The sequence below is a fragment of the Bradyrhizobium sp. BRP20 genome, assembly GCF_020194215.1.
GTDB classification, from domain to species: Bacteria; Pseudomonadota; Alphaproteobacteria; order Rhizobiales; family Xanthobacteraceae; genus Bradyrhizobium; species Bradyrhizobium yuanmingense.
This window is the reverse complement of sequence record NZ_JADYVY010000003.1, coordinates 208,685-227,784: the sequence shown is the minus strand read 5'-3', so window position 1 is coordinate 227,784 and position 19,100 is coordinate 208,685. Positions and strand designations below refer to the sequence as shown.

Here is a 19,100-nt window from a genome sequence, read left to right as displayed (position 1 = left end):
CGGCGCACGAGAGCTACTCTTCAAGCTCGTATCGCGCTGGGCCACGCGATGACTTGCCCTGACATCACAAGGCGGTTGCGCCCGCTCTCCTTGGCGGCGTAGAGCGCCCTATCCGCGGCCGCTATCAACGACGTGAAATCAGCATTATCGCCGAACGACATATGTGTGGCGCCACCAATACTGAGGGTGACCTGCTTGGATGGCGGGTTGAGCGCGTGCAGGATGCCGAGGTCTTGAATCGCTTGCCGGATTCGCTCGCCGACCTGCTCGCACCCTCCTGTGTCCGTATTTGGTAGCAGCAAGGCGAATTCCTCACCACCATACCGAGCGGCCAAGTCTGCTGGTCGCCGGGCCTGTTCTGCCAGGACCCCGGCGACCGAGCGGAGACATGCATCGCCCGCCTGATGCCCGTACTGATCATTGAAACTCTTGAAATGATCGACATCCATCAGCAACAGTGACAGAGGCCTTCCTTCGCGCCTGGCGCGGTCCCATTCCGCCTCTAGCCGCTCGTCGAAGTGTCTGCGGTTTGCCAAGTCCGTCAGGCCATCCGAACTGGCGAGAGCCGCCAGCTTATCCTCCAGGTCCTTACGTTCGGTCATGTCGCGCGAGATCGCCACCACGCCGTTGATGTCTCCACTCTGCGCACTCCTGGCGACGCGCAGCGCGGTTTCGATCCAGACCTCGCCTTTCTCGCGATGCCGAGTGCGATAAGTGATTCTCGCCTCCTCGGCTTCGCCGTTCATCAACGCGGAGATCGTCTCCTCAACCCGCGCCAGATCCGCCGGATTTATGCCGGCGAGGGCCGACGTATCCACCAATTCGTTCGGAGCCCAGCCGAGGACTCGCGCGCTGGACGGCGACGTATAGAGAATCCGTCCATCGACCGCTATACGCATGACCATGTCTCCCGACTGCTCCGCGAGGAGACGAAAATCCGCCTCCTTGGCGATCAGAGCAGCGGCCATCTTCTGCCGCATGTGCAACTGGCGCACCAGCCAAACCCCTGCAACAGCGAGCCCTCCTATCAGTCCCAGCACCGCAACCACGCGCGTCAGCGCCGCTTTGCGCCAGGGGGCCAAGACGTCGTCTTCCGATTCCGTCGCAACCACGACAACAGGGTAGCGACTGCTGAGTTGATAAAAGCTCAGACGCCGAACGCCGTCGAGAGGCGACGTGAAGTAGTAGACGTCCGCACTTGGCCGCTCGCGGAAATTCCTAAAAAGCGGTGCATTCGACAGATCGCGACCCGTATATCCGTTGTCCGGGCTACGCGCGAGGACAACGCCCTTCGCGGTCGCCAGTGCAATTGAGCCGTTCTGGCCAACGTCGAATCCGCGATAGAATTGCAAAAAATAGTCGACATCGATCGTGGTAAGAGCCACTCCGGCAAAACTGCCGTCAGGATGATCGAAGCGCCTTGACGCAGTGATGATCCATTGCCCCCCCGATCTGCTCCTCACTGGCCCCCCAATGAAGGTTCCTCGCTCAGCCACGGCGCGATGATGCTGGAAATACTCGCGGTCGCTGTTGTTGAGGCCGGCGAAATCCACGGGCTCGCTGGTTGCGAGCCAGCGGCCGGTCTCGTCATAGACGAACACAGCTCGAATCCGGTTCGCGGCTTTGCGCCGGGAAAGAAAGGTCTGAATCTTCGCGATCGCCGCCGGGCTGGTCCCCTCGAGTTCGAGTTGGCCGACCAACACATTGAGAACGGTGTCCGCGAGTTCGAACGTATCGTCCGCGTGTTGCGTCACCGACCGGGCCAGATTGGCCACGTCTGTTTCGGAGCCCTTCAGCAGCGTCTGTCGCTGGGACCACTCCCGCCAGCCGCTGAGCGCGACAATCGCCAAGCAAGCGACCGCCGCGAATGCGGAGGCCCAGAGCGTCAGACGCCCCTTCCGAAGATCGCTGCGGTGATCGATCAAGAGATGCTCCCTGCACCCTCAACCCCGTAAACGCCTTGGGCTAAAGGATGGTTGCTCGTTCCGCTTGTGATTTTTTGGGAGAACACCGGAAGGAGATTGACGGCATCGATGAGCGGCTTGACCGTCGATCGATAGCGCATGGACTGGTCCGGCGAGAAGGACAACACAGCAATCAACTCGGCGCGACGGCTTCGATTACTGTGCCGGCCACTCGGCCAAAGCCAGGTTCAGTAAAACTCGTCGGATGCAGGCTTCGAGCTCCGGCAAGAAGTGCAAAATCGTCTGTCCGCGGTTGAGGCCGAATGACCATGCTCTCTGCCGGCAGACGCTCGGTCGGCGAGATCGACGCGGGCTTCGCGCCGCCTGCAACAATGTGGGGCAACGGTGCGGCCATCAACCAGATGTTCTTAAGCATCGCCCTATTCACCGAGCACGCGACGACACCTTTCCGCTTCAGACGGGCGACGGTAAAGAGCTTGCGGATCAGCAGGTCTCGTTCAAGCGACTGCGGCAGTTTGAACTGCACCCCGATGAGCCGGCCCCTTTGTTGCGCAATCACCGCATCGACCCATCCGACCTGCATGATGTGCACGCGCAGCGGTTCTCCGGCGCGAGGAAAGTCAATACCGGAGCCAAGCAGAACGCCGGCGCCAGAGAGGGAGATGTTGCTCACGCGTCCAGAAAGCTGCTCGCCGGTCACGGTCTGGATCAAGATAGTTTCGTCGATGTCGAAACGCTCCTCGGTACGTCCCATCCGCGCCTGCAGCGAGGTCATGCAGACGAAGAAAAGCACGACGATGTTCACGACCGACCAGAAGGCGACCATCGGTAGAGCGGCCGGATGATTGATGATGCGCCATTCCGGGATCGTGTTCAGAACCACACCGACAACTGTCAACGCCATCAAGACCGCCGACGGCCAGAATATCTCCGCAGCGTAACTTGCGCGCCGCGCGGCAGCCCCCTTCGGCGTCACCCTGAACGCATGTCCCGCCGGCTTGACGAGAGTCCCCAGCACCGTCGGCAATATCTTGAAGCTCTGGATCGTCGCCGACACCTGAGCGGCGAGCGGAAAATGCACGTGCGGCGCGAACCAGGAGATGCCGCCGTTGAGCGCCAGGATCGCGGGGAACAAGTAGTAGAACACCGATTCGGGGGTGACATCGACGACAGGCGCCAAGCCGGTCCACATGAACACGATCGGAACCACCACGACCATGAGCGCCCGCAAGCCCAATGAGAGCCAATGCGTCGGAAAGAAGAGGAGCCGATGCATCAAGCCCAGTCCGGGGCCGAGCGGACCGGCGGCGAGGTACAGCGTCTGAATCGCGCCACGCGCCCAGCGTTGCCGCTGCACGAAAAAGGCATCAAGGCTTTCCGGCGCCAGTCCAATCGCCAGCGGTTCGCAGAGATAACGGGTGACGTATCCCTTGCGCAGCAGGACGAGCGTCAGCAGGATGTCTTCCGTAATGGACTGGGTCGGCAAGGCATCGCCTACCGCGCGGAGGGCTGCGCGACGCGTGACGGAGTTGGAACCACAACAAAAGGCACCATCCCAGCCGTCGCGCGCGGGCATGATGGAATCGAAGAAGAACCGTTGCTCGTCCGGCAGTCCCCTGTGCAGGCCGAGATTCGCCTGCATCGGGTCCTCATTGTAGAAGGCGTGCGGGATCTGAACGATTCCGACCTTTGGATCAGCGAAGAAGCCCATCGTGCGCATCAGGAAATTGCGCTGCGGCACGAAATCCGCATCAAAGATCGCGAAGAACTCGCCGCTCGTCTTGGTCAGGGCATGATTGATATTGCCGGCCTTGGCATTCAAATTGTCGGCGCGCGTGAGATAGCCGGCGCCCTTTTGCATGCAGAGTGCCCTGAGCCAAGGCCTGCGACCATCATCCAAGACCCACACCTGGACGTTCGGATAGTCCAGGCACAGCGCGCCGGTGATCGTCTTTTCCAGCACCTCGAATGGCTCGTCGTAGGTCGGAATAAAGACGTCGACCGAGGGCAGCTCATCATCCGGCAGGCTGCGAAGCCGACGCTCGTGCTGATCTGCTTCGCTTCGGCGATCGGTCCTGCGAAGGAACGTCAGATAGAGAATGAACTGATCTGTGAAAGTCAGAAGCTCGACGAACAGACAGAACCAAATCCAGCCGACCTGATACCAGGTCCCGCTTGCCGGGAGCACGGTGGTGAAAATACGCCATTCGAGATAGTGGGCCACCACAAGCCAAACCACAACAAAGACGGCAAGACGCGCCCAAGGGCGCGCGACCGGAAAGGTCGGCGCCAACAGATACATCGCAGCAAAGATGCCCAGCATCGGCGCGAACAGCTGAGAGAGAGGCAGAGTCATGGCTTGCATGGAACATCTCGCTCACAGGAGCGATTGGTCGAGTTCCAGGCGAGCGGTCAGCCATTTCAACTTCGAGCTGACCAATCGTAGCAGGCCGTCGGCTCTGCGCTCGAAGCGCACCTCAGCCAATCGTCCGATATCGCAGGAGCCGTTGCGGTCGGCCGACGTCTCATTGGGCGGAAGCGATATCTCAATGGTAATGTTGCCCGGATCAGGCCGCGGCACCCGAGCCGCAAGCAGCCGATCATCGCCGTACGCGGCCGATCCGCGGACCTGCCGGATCTGGCCGCTCTTCCATTCGCGACTCCCAATCAGACGGACGGTAGCCGCATCTCCGGCCTTGATCTTCTCGAAATCGCGCTCGGGTAGTTCAACGACGATAAACCGGCGTTTGCAATCTGCGAAATCGAAGACCGACTGCCCTTCCGTGACCATCGAGCCGGGGCTGGCCGCGACCGACCAGACCACATGGGCTGCGGGCAAGGACAGATCGTAGTGATCGAGACGATCAAGTCGAGTGCGTTCCTCTGCAATTTCCGCGGCCAACTGCGCGGCACGTGAGCTGTTCTGCAACAGGTCTGTCTCGAGCTCCTGGCGGCGGAGGACAAGCCGCTCGCGCTGCTGCTGAGAATAGGGCACGTCGTTGGCATCGCCACGAAGATAAATGCCCTTGTCGGCCGCCCCCAATTCCGTCTTGAGGCGCCGCAGGCGTTCATCGGCCATCTGGCACCGCGTTGCGGTTGCCTCCTGCGAGGCCTGGGCCTCACCGGAGCGGATCTGCGAACTGATGCCGAGCTTCACGAGCCTCTCCATCCGGCCCGCGACATCGTTCCGCTGCCGCGCCTCAGCGAGACAGCCGCCTTTTTCAACTTCCGTTTCACCTATCTCGTGGCGCAGGCGCGCTACCATCCCCGAACGATAGTCCTCGCTTCGCTCGCGGAGCTTGCGATCGAGCTCGGCGATTTCCTCGAGTTGCCGGCGTGCGAGCTCGGCGCGTTTGGTGGACATGGCCAGCTGCTGATCAAGGTCCATGAGGTGCCGGCGATCCGGCGAACGCGCCTCGACCAGCGGCACCATCCGGGTGTGCTCGAAATATTCGCCCTTGCGTGGAAGATCTGACGAGAGCTGACCCGCCATCGGCGCAGTCACCCGCATGAGCTCGGCATTGACATAGGCGGAGGGCGCGATTCGGTAGGTCACATACGGCAACAGGGCCCATCCGCTGAGAGCGATGATCCCGAGCGCCAGGGACCGCCGAGCGATCCGGCTGCGAATGAAACGTTCGACATGCAGGCGAACCACGACTGGATCTCCAAATGGGCTTTGGTCGCTCCGCCTGCCCTTGCGAAGGCAAGCCTATCACCGCATGGCCCAGGTGTTGGCATGAAGCCTGCGCCTTGAGACAATGAGCAATCCGACAACAGCTGCTTGCCGAAATCAGGATTCGCCGCCGCAGCAGACTCCCCCTCGCAACCACGAGAAGCATATCTAGCTTTCACCACAGCAGGTTAAGACGTGTCAAAACCGGAGAACTACGGCTCGGGAATCGAGAACAAGATGCCGACCTATTCTGGCTTGAAGTCGGCGCGGCACTTGTACTGATCGAATGGCGGCGCGGCTAACGCCCATTCCTAAGCAGCTCTTTCGCTTCCGCAAATTCGGGAAGTCCATGCTCCGCCTCGAATTGAGCGACCACGGGCGCAAGCACTTCGGATAGCGTACGCGCTCGGCCATTTGTCTTGTACAGGCGTGCAAGTTCAAGAGCGCTGCGCAGCTCAAAGGTCTTGGTCTGCTGATGTTGTGCGATGTCCAGCGCCCGCTTGATGGCGTCTTCGGCACTGGATTCGTCCGAAGGATTATGGCGCGATAAGAGTTTACCGCGGACACGATGCAGCTCGGCATCAAGCCAATGCTGGCCGGATTGTCCCGTCCCGGCGATCAATTCGTCCAGGATTTCCAGCCCGGTCTCGACTTCACCTACATCTGCAATCGCGAGGGCGACATGCATCCCCCAGAACGGTTCGCAGAGATAGCAATCGTTCTCGTGCAGGAAGGTCCAGCCGTGACGCATGTCCGCCAGTCCGGCCATTCGGTCTCCTGCACGCCACTTGGCGAGGCCGTTCAGGTAGGTGCCGGCGGCCACGTACAGCGGCATCGTGTGGTCGCGCGCGAGACCGAGCGCCAGGATCGTCTCTGTCTGCTGCAACATGCCCCCGCATACTCCGTCGAACACCGCGCGATGAACCAGCGCATTGGCCTGGGACAGCGCCCGTTTTTCTCCTGGAGCACCCACCGCTTCCGCGGCGAGCTTGCGCGCACGAGCGATGTCGCCGAGCGGCCAGAGCACCAAAGCGAGAAATCGCATGATCACGAACGGGAGATCCAGCGCCGAAGCCCTGAAGGTCGCGGGATCCGGTTCGGCCCGATAGATCGCCAGCGCCTGCTCAAGATGCGTACGCGCGTTCAAATACTCGCCGGCGAACCAGCAGGTCACGCCCTCGGTCCAATGGGCCACGACGGCGGCCACCGGCGAGTCCGGCCGCAGCTCAGCGGCGCTCCTGATGGCATCCGCCAGCTCCCGCATCGGAGCAAGTTCGCCATGGGTCAGGCAGGCATTGAAGAGGCCGGAATGGACCGGCGCAAGTTCAACGGGATCATCGATACCGGCTGCGAATTGTCGCGCGCGCGTCCATGCCGCGACCGTTTCCGGAGCACTGTGGCCGAGGCTGCCCCGCAAGGCACGGCCATATGCGATTTGAAGATGCAGCCTGCTCATCATCCGGTGGGGCTCGCCAGGCAATTGATCGGCGATCGCGATGGCCTTGCCCAGATGCGCGATCGCCTCGGAATAGGCCGAGCGTTTCAACGCCTGCTGGCCCGCCTTGCGCCACCATTCGAGGGCGATCTCGCTCAGCCCCGCCTCGGTGAAGTGGTGCGCGAGAACTTCCGGCTCGGTCTCGGCGACGATTGGAAACTTGTCGCGCAGGACATCGCCAATCCGTGTGTGAAGCACCTGCCGTTTGCTCTTGAGCAGGCTCTCGTAGGCCGCTTCTTGAACAAGGGCATGCTTGAAACTGTAATTTGCTTCGGGCGGTGTCCCACGACGCAGCAGCAGTTCGGCCTCTTCAAGTTGTCCCAGCGCCGCGCCCAGCGTCAGATCGTCGCGTCCCGCCACGGTTTTCAGCAGCGCGTACGAGAAGTCGCGGCCAATGGCGGCTCCTATCTGGGCCACCTCCTTGACCGGAGCGAGCCGATCAAGCCGCGCCATCAGCGAATCCTGCAGCGTCGCAGGGATAGCAAGCGGCGGCAGCGGATTATTCAGGCGGTAGCGCCCGGCATCCTCAACGAGCAGCCCGGACTCCAGCACCATCTTGGTCAATTCCTCCACGAATAGCGGAATGCCATCGGTCTTGTCGATGATCTGCTCCATCATCTCGCGTGGCAGCTGGCGACCGATGACAATCTGCTCGACGAGCGCGCGCGTGTCCTGCCGATCGAGCCGGTCGAGCCGCAACAGACTGACGTTGGCAAGGCCCGACCAGGAGGGCTCGAACTCCGGCCGGGACGTCAAGAGCACAAGTATCGGCAGTCCCCTGATCCGATCGACCGCGAGATCGAACAGTTCAAGTGTCGTGGCGTCGGCCCAATGCATATCCTCGCAGATGATCAGCAGCGGCTGGCCTCGCGCCAGTCCCTCAAGCTGATCGAGAAGGGCGGCAAAAGTCTGCCGCCGCTGCTGCGCCGGGCTCAAGGCGAGGGGCGGGCAATGGTCGCCGGTGGGAATCGAAAGCAGAGCCGCAATGAGCGGTGTTGCCCGGGCGACCTGCTGGGTTCCTATTGCGAGCATTGCCTCGAGCTTGTCGAGTTTTTGATCCGCCGTGTCGTGCGAGCGAATTCCGGCGGCGCGCTCGAGCTGCGCGACGAAGGGATGAAGCGCACTATTGGTGTGGTAAGGCGAACACTGATATCGCACGCGACGGTGCAACCCCAACGAGGGGCTTTCCGACAGCGTTGCCACAATACGGGACTTGCCGATGCCCGCTTCGCCGGAAATCAATACGAACTGGCCCCGCCCCTGCCATGCCTCCCGCTGGCGCGAGAGGATGAACTCGATCTCGTTCTTGCGGCCGACAAAACCGATCGAGCGCGCGGCACGAACTGCCTCGAAGCGACTCTCGGATGCAGTCGCGCCTTCCACCGCCCAGACCGCGATGGGGTCTGCCATTCCCTTGACCTCCCGACGGCCGAGATTGCGCAGGGAGAACAGATCGCCAAGCAGCCGGCGCGTCGATGAAGCAACGACGACGACCCCCGGCTCCGCCAGACTCTGGAGCCGGGCGGCGAGGTTTGGTGTGTCGCCGATGGTTGCGTGCTCCTCCGACGCATCTCCGCTGATGAGGTCGCCGACCACCACAAGTCCGGTCGCAATTGCGATCCGCAGTTCAGCTCGTTCGTCGGTCCCTGTCTTGAGCTGGCGTATCGCGGAGATCATGTCGAGGCCGGCGCGCACCGCGCGCTCGGCATCATCTTCGTGGGCGCGCGGATAGCCGAAATAGACGAGTATTCCGTCGCCGACGAATCTGGCTATCCTGCCATCATAAGCAGCAATCACGCTCGCGCAGGCAGCGCGATAGGCCCGGATCACCTCCCACATATCCTCGGGATCGAGACGCGCCGAGAGCGCAGTCGAGCCGACCAGATCGCAAAACATGACCGTGAGATGACGCCGCTCGGCGTCCTGAGGAGGAGCGGGAGATGCGATCAACGCGGCCGGATCGAGGTCAGCGATAGCACGCAGCATCTTGCGGCGATGGCCGAGCAGGACTCCGAGCTTATCGAAGTCCTCATCCATCAGTTCGGGAAGGACGCCTATGTCGATCCCATTTTGGGCAAAGCGCTCCGCGTATTGCGCAAGCCCCAGCTTCTCGAGCCACTCCGCAATCTGCATTGGCTCCACCGATCGTGTGGTTAGCGGTTAGCAGAAGTTTTGGACCACGGCGCACGGGAACAATATACCAACACCACCATGATGGCACGTCTTGTTTGTTGCGCGATAACCTGGGTTTCTCAATGCCGATATCGCTTTCAAGCGGTGACACTGCTCGATGCGAACGGCTTTGCTACCAAACATCGTTAGCGCGCAGCATTGGACGGCGGAGGTTGCGAAGAGTCGTCGCGCTCGTTTCGAACCGGAACCGAACCAACACTGCGGCTTGTGCCGAGCGGATGTTATCCGCGACCGGAGCTCCTTCATTGCTCGCTGACAGGCGCTTCGTAGTTGCGAGCCATCGTGCCCGCCGCAACCTGAAGCGAAGAACCGACCACCCAGCAGCCCGCAACAAAGCCGATCAGGCCGTTCGGCAGATTTTGATCAAGGACAAGGATGCTGACGGACAGAGTCGCAGCGATTGCCGCACCGAACGTGCCAGCCGCACTCATAATCTCGACCGGCTCGGAACCGTTCCATTCTTCCGAGATGCTCGATGTCGACCTCTGTGCGCCATGGCCAGCCATATCAATTCCGACGTAATAGCCGACAGCTCCGTAGAGTATTGTTATCAGGACGATCCAGCCGCTTTCGAATAGTCCGGCTTTCTGACGTAACAGGGCCGCCCCAACATAGAGGCCGCCAGATGCACCAACGGCGGCCAGCCCGATTCTTTCAAGAAGATGAGCCGATTTGATCAGACTTGAACGGGCGATCCGAAGATTGCCGACGCGCCTTGTTGCAGAAAAGGCGCTGAAAATTGCGCTGCTTATCTTCATAGGAGCTCCTTCTGAGTAAGTAGCAGCCTACCGGCCGACCCCGAACAGAAGCTGCGTGAGTTGCGCGATGCCCTTTCATTCCAATTTCTGAAGAATCTTTGCTGAGTGATGGGACTGGCTTTGCTCGTGAGCGAGACGGAACCAATCCAAAGCTGCGAGCATGTGGCTGCGCAGGCATTGCATCTCACCCGTGTTTCAAATGATCCGGGTGCGGCAATTTTCGTTGCGAGAGTGGTAATTCAGAAAGAGAGCGAGCGCGTATGAAGCGGTTCACACACGGTCCTCCCTGTCGCTCTATTCGGTCACAATTTCCGAAGGACGCATCTCATTTCGCGATAACGGACGGCGAACATGCTGGATCTGCAACGCGCGGTTGGTCAGCACGCTGCCCGCGTCTGGCCGAAATCAAAGATACGCGCTTGGTTTCGTGAAGCTCGCAGCCTCAGGCCGACCATTCCTCGCCCCACATCTGCACGACGTGACCGGGCGACACTTCGCGATAGCGCCGCACGGGGGGCTGATAATCCGGCGCGCGGACCGGGCTTCTGATCTCGTCGTTGGAGGTTGGACGCGGCGTGCCGCGGCGTGACGGATCGGGCACCGGCACGGCGGCCATCAGCTTTTTGGTGTAGGGGTGCTGGGGGTTGCCGAACACCGACGCGCGCGGGCCGATCTCGACGATCTCGCCGAGATACATCACGGCGACGCGGTGGCTCATGCGCTCGACCACGGCGATGTCGTGGGAAATGAAGAGATAGGCAAGGCCCATGCTGGCCTGGAGGTCGAGCATCAGGTTGACGACCTGCGCCTTGACCGAGACGTCGAGCGCGGAGACTGCTTCGTCCGCGACGATCAGTTTCGGGCCGAGTGCGAGCGCGCGCGCGATGCAGATGCGCTGGCGCTGGCCACCGGAGAATTCGTGCGGGAAACGCGCCGCCATGTCGGCGGAAAGACCAACACGGACGAGCAGGTCGGCGACCTTGTCGCGCGCCTGCGACGCCGTCGCGAGCCCGTTGGCGAGCAGTGGCGCAGCGATCGCCGTTCCCACCGACATGCGCGGATTGAGGCTCGCGAACGGATCCTGAAACACGATTTGCATGTGCTTGCGGACATCGCGCAAAGCCCGGCCGTTCATGGCCAGCACATCCTGGCCATCGATCAGGACCGTACCGCTGTCCGGCTGCGTCAGCTTCAGGATGGAGCGTCCGGTGGTCGACTTGCCGCAGCCGGATTCGCCGACCAGCGCCAGTGTCTCGCCGGCGCGCAAGGTGAAGGAGACGTTCTCGACCGCATGGACGCGGCCCGAGACCTTGCCGAACAGGCCCGAGCGGATCGGAAAGCGCGTCGTGAGGTTTGAGACTTCCAGCAGAGGCCGCTCGGCGGGCGAGACGGTATCGGGCGTCTCGGCCGGCTCGTCCGACGTGCCCGTCACCTTGTCGACGATCGGAAACCGCATCGGCCGCATCCGCCCGTCCATCGAGCCGAGCCGCGGCACGGCCGCGAGCAGCGCGCGCGTATAGGGATGCGCGGGCGCGGCAAAAATGCGCGCGGTGGCGTCCGTCTCCACCGCCTGCCCGCCATACATCACCACGGTGCGGTCCGCGATCTCGGCGACCACGCCCATGTCGTGGGTGATGAAGAGGATCGACATGCCCTCCTCCTGCTGAAGTTCTTTGAGCAGTTCCAGGATCTGGGCCTGGATGGTGACGTCGAGCGCGGTGGTCGGCTCGTCCGCGATCAGAAGCTTCGGCTTGCAGGCCAGCGCCATCGCGATCATCACGCGCTGGCGCATGCCGCCGGAGAAGCGATGCGGGTGCTCGTGGAAGCGCGACGCCGCCGCAGGGATGCGGACGCGATCGAGCAGGCGGACGGTCTCCGCCTCCGCCGCCGCGCGCGACAGGCCGCGATGCTGGATCAGCGCCTCCGCGATCTGGAAGCCGATGGTGAGCACCGGATTGAGGCTCGTCATCGGCTCCTGGAAGATCATGGCGACGTCATTGCCGCGGATATCCTTCATATCAGCCTCGGGCAGCGCGAGCAGATCGCGCCCCGCCAGCATGACGCGGCCCTCGACCCGGCCGATCTCGCTCGGAATGAGCCGCATGATCGACAGCGCGGTGACGCTCTTGCCCGAACCGGACTCGCCGACGATCGCGACGGTTTCGCGGGCTGCGATGTCGAACGAGACCTTGCGAACGACGGGAATCCATTGCCGCTCGAGCATGAAGGAGGTGGTGAGGCCGGAGACCAAAAGCACGGAGGACTGTGCTTCGGCAACGGCCTGATCAGATCTTCTTCTGTCGATGCTCATGCGATTGCCCTAATAGCCCCGCCTGCGATCGACCAGCCCCGGCAGCTCCTCGCCGCTGCGGTGACGCGCGATGACGTCGAGCACGAAATCGACGGCCGTATCGGGCATGGTCATGCTGGCGTTGTGCGGCGTCAGCAGGATACGCGGATGGCTCCAGAACGGGTGGCCTGCCGGCAGCGGCTCGGGATCGGTGACGTCGAGCACCGCACCTGATAGCGCGCCGCTGTCGAGGGCTGCGAGGAGATCGGCCTCGACGAGATGCGGGCCGCGTCCGACATTGACGAGCCCTGCCCCGCGCGGCAGGCGCGCGAACAGCTCGGCATTGAGAATGCCGCGCGTTTGATCCGTCAGCGGCAGCAGGCAGACGAGAATGTCGGCCTGCGCCAGAAATTCTGGCAAGGCATCGGCCCCCGCGTAACAGGTGACGCCTTCGATCTCGCGCGGCGAACGATTCCACCCAAGAAGCGGAAAGCCGAACGTCTTGAGCCGTTCCAGCACGGCCTGGCCGAGCTGGCCGAGCCCCATCACGCCGACGTGCCGGCGCCTGGCCGGCGTGATCCGGATCTCGCGCCAGACCTGCTGCCTCTGCTGACTGACGAAATCGAGGAGATCACGGTGCAGGGCAAGCACGGCCATGGTGACGTATTCGACCATGGTCTCGGCAATGCCGGGCTCCAGCATGCGGACCAGCGGGATGTGCGCCGGGACTGTCGTGGTGTCGAACTGATCGACGCCCGCGCCCACCGAGAAGACCAGCTCGAGATTGGGAAAGGTCGTCGTGATGTCATCCGGCGGCACCCAGGCCACGAGATAACGCACCGCGGCGGGATCGCCGATGTCGGGCCAGAGCCGGAACGGCACATCAGGCGCGCGCTCCGCGAAGAAGCGCGCCCACTCGGCGCCGCGCACCATATTGGCCTTGTAGAGAACCGTCATGCCGCCCTCAGAACGGGCTGACTGGCGCCAGCCGGCGGCCGTCGATCATGCGCTTGTGGCTGTAGGCGGCCGGATCGACAAGCGGCGTCGCGCCGGTCACGAGGTCGGCGGCGAGCTTGCCGGCGGCGGGGCCGATGCCGAAACCGTGGCCGGAGAAGCCGGTCGCGAGGAAGAAACCCGGCAGCGCATCGACCGGTGAGATCACCGGTATCGTATCGGGCGTGCAGTCGATGGTGCCGCCCCAGGCTTCGGCGATCTCGATGTCCTTCAATTCCGGATTCGACTTGATCAGCGCCGCCAGCGCCGAGTTGACCAGCGACATGTCGGGCGCCGGATCGCGCACGCGCTCGGCCTCGAACGGCGATAGCTTGTCGAAACTCCAGCTGGTGCCGCGCATGAGCTGATCGAAGAACGACTTGCCGAACGAGAGCTTCAATCCGTTCTTGCGATGCTGATAGGTCGGCCAGAACGTGCGCGCGTAACGGAACAGGTCCGGCGACAGCTCGACCGTGCCGCGGTTGCGCAGCGCCAGCGTGAAGCCGCCGTCGAGGCGGCGGCGGATGCAGTAGAAATCGGTGCCGAGCGCGCCGGAGGTGATCTCCGGTCCCGGCGTGGTCCGGCACGCGGTGGCGTTGACGAGTCCGATCGGCAGCTCGATGCCGTGGCGGCGGCAGAACAGCGACGACCACGCGCCGCCCGCCAGCAGCACGGATTGCGTGCGGATGGTGCCCTTCTCGGTGACGACGGCGCTGACCCTCCCGCCCATCGTCTCCAGCCCGCGCGCGGCGCAGCCCTGGTGGATGGTGACGCCGTGCTTGCGTGCGGCGGTGGCGAGCGCAGGGACGGCCATCGACGGCTCGGCGCGGCCATCGCTCGGCGTGTGCAGGCCGCCGACCCATGTGTCGGCGTTGCCGGGCATGCGCTCGGCGACCTCGGCCGGCGTCAGCACGGTGGAGTGAACCTGCATCTCGCGCGCGACCGCGGCCCAGCGCTCCCAGCTGGCGAGTTCGTCCTTGCTCTTGGTCAGGAACAACACCCCGGTTCGCCGGAAGCCGGCATCGACGCCGGCATCGTTCTGCATGTCCTCCCACAGAAGCAGCGCCTCGCGCGCGAGCGGGATCTCCTCGCGTGCGCGGCCTTGCTGGCGGCACCAGCCCCAATTGCGGCTCGACTGCTCGCCGCCGACATGGCCCTTCTCGACCAGCGCGACGGAGTGCCCCTTCTTCGCCAGATGATAGGCGGCCGAGACGCCGATGACGCCGCCGCCGATGACGACGACATCTACCTGCGCCGGCAGGCGTTCGTCGCTGTTGATGCGGTTGAGCGGCGGGGACATGGGGCACTCCTGGAGTTCAGTTCGAGCTCTTGCGCGTCAGAGGTCTTGCGCGTCACGGGATGTTCATTCGCGGATCGAGCGCATCGCGCAGGCCGTCACCGAGAAAGTTGAAGCTGGTCACCGCGAGCGTGATGGCGACGCCCGGCGCGATCGCGAGCCAGGGCGCGCTGGTGAGATAGATCTGCGCATTGTTGAGCATGTTGCCCCAGCTCGCCGCCGGCGGCTGGATGCCGTAGCCGAGATAGCTGACATAGGATTCGAGCAGGATCGCCTTGGCGACGTTGAGCGTCGCGGCAACCACGATCGGCGCGATCGCGTTGGGCACGAGCTCGCGGAACATGATGCGCAGGTTCGAGGAGCCGAACGCGAGCGCGGCCACCGCGAATTCCCGCTCGCGCAACGAGCACACCTGGGCTTCGACGACGCGCGCGACCGCCATCCAGGCCGTGGCGGCGATCAATATGGTGGTGGTGACGAGACCGGGCTCGGTCAGCGCTGCGAGGGCCAGCAGCAGGAAGATGGTCGGAAAGCACAGCACGGCGTCGACGAGCCGCATCAACACCGCGCCGACCGCGCCGCCATAGAACCCGGCAAAGGCGCCGACGACAATGCCGACCGCCATCGCGATCACCATCGCGACGATGCCGATCGAGAGCGAGACCCGCCCGCCCATCATCAACCGTGCCAGCACGTCGCGGCCGAGCTCGTCGGTGCCGAGAATATGCGCGCCGGAGAGCGGCGGCGCGAACCGCTTCATGATGTCGATGTAGGTGTCGTCGAACGGCAGCAGGTAGGGGCCGAACGCCGAACCGAGCACGAGCACGAGGATGATCAAGGCGCCCGCGAGCGCCAACCGATGCCGGCGAAAGCGCCGCCACGCGGCCTGGCCGGGCGCGAGCTGAACGGTGGAGAGGGCTGCGGTCGCCATCGCTTCAGCCCACCCGGATGCGCGGATCGACGACGGCATAGAGGATGTCTGCCAGCAGCGAGCCGATCAGCACCATCGTCGCCGAGAACATCAGGATGCCCATCACAACGGGATAGTCGCGGTAACCAATCGAATCCAGGAACAGGCGGCCCATGCCCGGCCAGGTGAACACGGTCTCCGCCACCAGCGCACCGCCCAGCAGCGTCGGAAACTGCAGGCCGGCGACCGTGATCATCGGCAGCAGCGCGTTGCGAAGCGCGTGCACCGTGAGAATGCGCCATTCCGGCATGCCCTTGGCGCGTGCAGTGCGGATGTAGTCCTGGTTGATGACCTCGAGCATCGAGGAGCGCATGAAACGGCCCCACATCGCGGTCTCGACCAGCGCCAGCACCATGGCCGGCGCGATCAGATGATGCAGCAGGTCGAGGAAGGAGCCGTCGCCAATGGTATGCCGGTTGCCCGCCGGCAGCCAGCCGAGCTTGACCGAGAAGACGTAGATGGTGACGAGGCCGAACCAGAAGGTCGGGATCGACAGCGCGATCATGGCACCGACGGTGGCGAGCGTATCGAACAGCGAGTAGCGGCGTAGCGCGCCAAGGATGCCGATCCAGCAGCCGAGCAGCACCGCGATGATGGTCGCCGTCGCCATCAGCTCCAGCGTGGCGCCGAGATGCGAGGAGATCACCGACAGCACCGCCTCGCCGTCGCGATACGACTTGCCCCAATCACCCCGCACCATGCGGCCGAACCAGTCGAGATATTGGACCGGCAGTGGACGATCGAGGCCGAGCTGCCTGGTGACGCGGTCGAGATCCTCCTGCGTCATCTGGCTTGAGACGGCAAACTGCGACAGCGGCCCGCCGGGCGCCAGATGCAGGATGGCGAAGCCGATCCCCGAGACGATCACGAGCAGCATGATCGCCTGCGCCAGGCGATTGACGACGTAGCGGGCCATCTCAGGCGATCCGACCAGCCCGAGACATCAGGCCCAATACCATTCGCGCATGTTCCAGCTGTTGATCGACATGTTGATGTTGGGACGGAAGCCTTGCAGCCCCTCCTTGATGCCCTCGGCGATGAAGCCCTGGAACAGCGGCAGGATGGCGAGGTCGTTGCGGATCAGCTTTTGCAGCTCGCCATAGGTGGCCTTGCGTTGCGCCAGGTCGAATTGCTTGGCGCCTTCAGACAACAGCCGGTCGGCCTGCGCGCTTTGATATTGATAAGTGTTGAAGCCGCGGCCGCCCTTGGCGGGAATGGCGCCGGAGCCGAAGCGCGGCGTCACGTCGGGGTCGCTGCCCAGCATGAAGTTCACGCCGACGATCACTGAATTGAACTTCGATTGCTGCCAGAAGTCGCCCCAGATCACGGCCGCCGGCATGTTGCTGACGCGCATCGCCGCGCCAATGGCCCGCCAGTCCTGGATCAGGAGCTGCTGGCACTGTTCGCGCACGGCACTGCCCGCCGTCGTCGAGTTGGTGAATTCGAGCTTGACGCCGCCCTTCTCGCGAATGCCGCCGGAGCCGCGAACCCAGCCCGCGGCGTCGAGCAGCGCGTTGGCCTTGGCAGGATCGTATTTGTGCTGCGGCAGACCCTGCTGGAACGACCAGGCCTGCTGCGGCACGAAGCTCTCGGTCTGCGTCGGCAGACCGTAATAGAGCGCGTCGATGATCGCCTGCTTGTTGATGCCGAGATAGAGCGCCTCGCGCACGGCACGATCAGTGAAAGGGCCAAAATCCAGGTTCGGCGCGATATGCTCTACCGAGGAGGTCGAAGAGACGAAGATCTTGCGGCCCTTCAGCGTCTTTGCCTCCTGCACGAAGTTCGGCAGGATGCCTTGCAGGCCGGTGTAGTCGACCTGACCGGTGCGGAACTGGGTGTAGAGCACGGTGAGATCAGGGATGTATTTGAAGACCACGCGTTCGAGGTACGGCCCCTTGCCATGATAGCCGGTGTGGGCGTTCAGCTGGATATGGTCGCCGGGCACGCGCTCGCCCCAGCGAAACGGGCCGGTCCCGACAGGCGCATTGTGGAACGGTGAGGCATTCGGATCGGACACCTTCTCCAGGATGTGCTTGGGCACGATGAAGGTGAACGACGCCAGGATCGACATATAGGGCGAATAGGGCGCTTCCATTCGCCAGTGGATCTCGTCGGACGCCACGACGGTGATGTCCTTGACGAGGCTATGGCCGACCCGGCTGCGCGCACGGAATGCGGGATTGTTGATCAGCTCGATGGAGAATTTGACATCCTCCGCCGTGAACGGCGTGCCGTCGTGCCACTTCACGTTATTGCGCAGCTTGATCTTCCAGGTCAGGCCATCGGCGGAGAGGCCGCCATTCTCGATGGTCGGGACTTCGCGGGCGAGGTCGGGGACGAACTTGCCGTCGGGCTCGATGTACCAGAGCGGCGAGAACACCTGCCACCAGATGCCCTGATCGACCTCGATGCCCGGCATCAAGGGATGAAAGACGGTCGGCTCCTGCGACAGCGCCGCGATCACCTGGCCGCGCGGCTTGTCCGGGGGATTGGTAGGACGTTCGGTCTGTGCGAAGGCGTTCCCTGAAAGCGTCCAGCCTGCGGCTGCGCCCGCGCCAAGCTGGAAGAATTGACGGCGATTCGGAATGCCGAGATGCCCTGCCGCAACGCCGAACTTGCCGGTGTTGTCTACCATGACCCACTCTCCGTTCCGCACGCGGCACCGTCTCCCGCGCCCCCGAGACCCCGGCAAAGGGACAAGGAGTGGGCTTTAGTGCTTCTAAATTTTTCTGGCAAAAGTTCATCAGGACTAAATACAGCTGTCAATCGCATTGCTAGAATGCGCCAGCTTTTCACTCTGACTGAAGGCACGGGCTCGATACCCGACGCTGAGATGATGCATGGGAGAGCGACATGGATGGTCGCGGCGACACGAACAGTCTGAAGGACGCTCCGACGACCGAGGCCGAAGATGCGGTCGACCAGCGCTTGGGTGAAACCGTGCGGCTGCTGCGGCAGCGCGCCGGCCTCTCGATCCAGGACGTCGCCAACAAGACCGGCCTGTCGACCGGCATGATCAGCCAGCTCGAACGTGCGCGCGCCATGCCGTCGATCCGCACGCTGCGCCTGCTCTCAATCGCGCTCGACGTTCCCATCTCCTATTTCTTCGAGAGCAGCGATCCTGCCGAAGCGCCGCGCTACACCGTGCGCAAGAACGCCAGGCGGCTGCTGCGGCTCACCGCCAGCGGCGTCGTCAAGGAAGCGCTGACGCCGGAAGGCAATGGCCAGCTCGAGCTCTACGAGCTCACGCTCAATCCCGGCGCCTCCTCCGGCACCGACTTCCTGCAGCACACCGGCGAGAAGGCGGGCTACATCCTCTCGGGCAGCCTGCGGCTGTGGCTCGACAACCAGGCCCATGTGCTGGAAGCCGGCGACAGCTTTCGCTTTCCGAGCATCGTGCCGCACATGTTCGACAACCCGACCCAGCAGGTGGCGCGCGTGATCTGGGTGACGACGCTGCGCCAGACCGACTCGCCGGCGGGTTGAGTCCGGCATCAAGGTCT

At 63.3% G+C, this 19,100-nt stretch carries 12 protein-coding genes; 1 reads left to right on the top strand and 11 read right to left on the bottom strand.

The features are described from left to right. Positions 1 to 20 precede the first annotated feature (20 nt). The 11 genes from I6F33_RS10030 to I6F33_RS09980 form a co-directional block, all read right to left on the bottom strand. Complete coding sequence (locus I6F33_RS10030; RefSeq protein ID WP_225142269.1) at positions 21 to 1,925, bottom strand: diguanylate cyclase; 1,905 nt, start codon at positions 1,923 to 1,925, stop codon at positions 21 to 23. 172 nt (positions 1,926 to 2,097) lie between these two features. Then, positions 2,098 to 4,290: a glycosyltransferase gene (locus I6F33_RS10025; RefSeq protein ID WP_225142259.1), complete on the bottom strand. Its 2,193-nt coding sequence runs from the start codon at positions 4,288 to 4,290 to the stop codon at positions 2,098 to 2,100. Between the two features lie 12 nt (positions 4,291 to 4,302). Beyond that, positions 4,303 to 5,583 carry an HlyD family efflux transporter periplasmic adaptor subunit gene (locus I6F33_RS10020; RefSeq protein WP_225112145.1) on the bottom strand — a complete coding sequence of 427 codons (1,281 nt, stop codon included), beginning with the start codon at positions 5,581 to 5,583 and terminating at the stop codon, positions 4,303 to 4,305. Positions 5,584 to 5,899: 316 nt separating this feature from the next. Then, positions 5,900 to 9,229, bottom strand: coding sequence for an adenylate/guanylate cyclase domain-containing protein (locus tag I6F33_RS10015; protein ID WP_225142257.1), 3,330 nt, complete (start codon positions 9,227 to 9,229; stop codon positions 5,900 to 5,902). Between the two features lie 302 nt (positions 9,230 to 9,531). Further along, positions 9,532 to 10,047 (bottom strand): hypothetical protein, encoded by a 516-nt coding sequence (locus I6F33_RS10010; protein ID WP_225142255.1) that lies wholly within the window; start codon positions 10,045 to 10,047, stop codon positions 9,532 to 9,534. 442 nt (positions 10,048 to 10,489) lie between these two features. Next, positions 10,490 to 12,358, bottom strand: a complete 1,869-nt coding sequence (locus tag I6F33_RS10005; RefSeq protein ID WP_225142253.1) for an ABC transporter ATP-binding protein — start codon at positions 12,356 to 12,358, stop codon at positions 10,490 to 10,492. Positions 12,359 to 12,367: 9 nt separating this feature from the next. Next, positions 12,368 to 13,294, bottom strand: a complete 927-nt coding sequence (locus tag I6F33_RS10000) for a glyoxylate/hydroxypyruvate reductase A (protein ID WP_225142251.1) — start codon at positions 13,292 to 13,294, stop codon at positions 12,368 to 12,370. 7 nt (positions 13,295 to 13,301) lie between these two features. After that, complete coding sequence (locus tag I6F33_RS09995) at positions 13,302 to 14,630, bottom strand: FAD-binding oxidoreductase (RefSeq protein ID WP_225112140.1); 1,329 nt, start codon at positions 14,628 to 14,630, stop codon at positions 13,302 to 13,304. 52 nt (positions 14,631 to 14,682) lie between these two features. After that, the gene (locus I6F33_RS09990) at positions 14,683 to 15,558 is read right to left on the bottom strand and encodes an ABC transporter permease (RefSeq protein WP_225142249.1); all 876 of its coding nucleotides are present in this window, start codon (positions 15,556 to 15,558) and stop codon (positions 14,683 to 14,685) included. 4 nt (positions 15,559 to 15,562) lie between these two features. Continuing rightward, positions 15,563 to 16,513, bottom strand: a complete 951-nt coding sequence (locus tag I6F33_RS09985; protein WP_036028549.1) for an ABC transporter permease — start codon at positions 16,511 to 16,513, stop codon at positions 15,563 to 15,565. A 27-nt stretch (positions 16,514 to 16,540) separates the two neighbouring features. After that, positions 16,541 to 18,232, bottom strand: coding sequence for a peptide ABC transporter substrate-binding protein (locus I6F33_RS09980; RefSeq protein ID WP_225142247.1), 1,692 nt, complete (start codon positions 18,230 to 18,232; stop codon positions 16,541 to 16,543). A gap of 218 nt (positions 18,233 to 18,450) precedes the next feature. Between I6F33_RS09980 and I6F33_RS09975 the strand changes: the two genes are divergently transcribed. Next, positions 18,451 to 19,083: a cupin domain-containing protein gene (locus tag I6F33_RS09975; protein WP_225142245.1), complete on the top strand. Its 633-nt coding sequence runs from the start codon at positions 18,451 to 18,453 to the stop codon at positions 19,081 to 19,083. Positions 19,084 to 19,100 lie beyond the last annotated feature (17 nt).